This window comes from Larkinella soli, from assembly GCF_003703975.1.
In the GTDB taxonomy this organism is placed as follows: Bacteria; Bacteroidota; Bacteroidia; order Cytophagales; family Spirosomataceae; genus Larkinella; species Larkinella soli.
In genome coordinates this window covers 1-1632 of the sequence record NZ_QTJY01000048.1, presented here as the reverse complement: position 1 = coordinate 1632, position 1632 = coordinate 1, and the positions used below count along the sequence as shown (strand labels likewise).

The following is a 1632-nucleotide window of genomic DNA, read 5'->3' as shown; positions in this document are numbered from 1 at the left end:
GTCCAGTTTCCCCGCCACCTCCAGACCGGCATTGCGGATCGTGAAGGTAATGGACAGAGCGTTCCGACCAACCGGTTGATTCATACCGGCATCGCTGAAGCCAAAAGGCACAAAATGCGTCAGCAGGATCAGGATCGTATTCATAGTGTTCGCAGGAAGGCAATCAGGGCAGTTTTATCCTCATCAGGCAGGTCTAATCCGAAGGGATGCCCTTTCACGGCCATCGTGGGCCGATGGGGCGGTTTGAATCCGGTAGGCACGTAATCGGGTTGCAGGCGTTTGGGGTCCAGCACCTCGTGTAACTGGGTCAGGTGGCCGTCATGGAAGAAGGCACTTCGGTACCAGACCCCCCGCAACGAAGGCACCTTATAATAACCCGTTCCCCGCCGGGTGTACAGGGTGTGTACCGAATCCGTCCCGACCGATACGTTGAAGATATCGTACGCTTTCAGGTGACCGGCCGGGGGCGTGAAACCGTTGGCCGGCGTCAGCTTATTGTTCGTGTAGAGGGGCGGAGTATGGCAGGTCACACAGCCGGCCTGCCTGAACACCCGTTCTCCCCGGACCAGCGTCGCCTTCCGGAAACGGTACGGGTTTTCAGGCGGTTTCAGCGAATACAGGTACTGCGTCAGCGCGTAGAGCTGGGCATCGCTGTAGCGCCTACCGACATAGCCGAAGGGATGTTTCCATTCGGAAGAGGCAGGCCGTTCGGAAAACGAGTTCTTTCCGCCCGGGATGAATCCGTTGTAGGCCGTCTGCATATCCATCCCCTGATTGAAGGCTGCGTACCGCATCAGGTCCCCCGGCCCTTCGTGCCGCATCAGCCCGGTGTAATCCAGATACCTGATGTCTTTGATTCCGATCAGGCTGGGCACGGTAACCGGATGGCCCTGACCAGTCCCCTGGCGGTCATTCATCTCGGCCGGTACGGCCAGCAGATGGTCAGCGAACGCATTCGCGCCGGCTGCCGCCACGGGTCGGCCGGCGGCCCAGGGAGCGTAATGCAGTTGTCGTTGGGCGGTTTGCAACGCCTGATAGGGGATTTTTCCAGCCTGAACGGCTTCGGCGAAAGGCCTGGCCGTAAACCCGTTGCCCTGGGCTCCCGGAACCACTTCCCCCGACTCCATCACCCGCGTATGGCACGAGGCACACGACAGGGAACCGACCAGAAGCCTGCCTTTCTCCTGAAGGACATAGCGGTTCACGAGATACCGTCCGTCCGGAGTGAATTTCCCCTTTCCTCCTCGAAACAGGTTCCTGTTCAGACGGCCCACCTTCTCATTGATCGGGGTGTAGGCAACGGGCCAGTTGAAAACCAGTTCCCCGGCCTTAATCCAGTCTTCCCGGGTTTTTAATTGGCCGGGGTCAAAGGCCACCTCCGGCTCAAGTTGCCTCAGGGAGTCCAGATAACCGGGTTTTTCATATTCCTGAAGATACACCGGGAAGGTCTTATAGATGACATGCTCGGGCAGATCGTTGTAATACGCTTCAGGAGCATAGGAAACCCGAACGGTGGTATCCGGTGGAGGAAGGTGGGAATGGTGGATGGATTCCAGGTCCCAGGTCCTGGGAATCTCGTGGTCGGTTAACTGAAAGGCGGTAGCCATCAGGACCATCAAGAGGCACAGGAAG

1 protein-coding gene is annotated in these 1632 nt (G+C 58.3%); it reads right to left on the bottom strand.

Annotated elements, in window-relative coordinates; all coding sequences use genetic code 11:
- Positions 1 to 140: 140 nt before the first annotated feature.
- A partial coding sequence (locus DX909_RS29260) for a hypothetical protein (RefSeq protein WP_206513080.1) occupies positions 141 to 1632 on the bottom strand: 1492 nt, incomplete at its 5' end.